Here is a 203-nt window from a genome sequence, read left to right on the forward strand (position 1 = left end):
GCCTGGGCCGGGGTGATGAAGCGCTATTTCAAGACCGACAACATCGCCTTCGACATCTCCACCGACGAACCGAGGTCCCCGGTGAAGTGGCGCCACTTCACCAGCTTCCGCGCCGCGGCGCGGGAAAACGCCGACTCCCGAATCTGGCTCGGCGTGCACTTCCCCTGGGACGCGGAAGACGGCCTGAAGCTCGGTGAGCGGGT

The 203-nt window shown here is 66.0% G+C and carries 1 pseudogene; it reads left to right on the forward strand.

Annotation, left to right across the window (positions count from 1 at the left end):
* Positions 1-203: pseudogene (locus ACSNOD_RS32105) on the forward strand (vanadium-dependent haloperoxidase); the annotation flags it as partial.

This window comes from Streptomyces sp. URMC 123 (genome assembly GCF_051386515.1).
GTDB lineage: Bacteria > Actinomycetota > Actinomycetes > Streptomycetales > Streptomycetaceae > Streptomyces.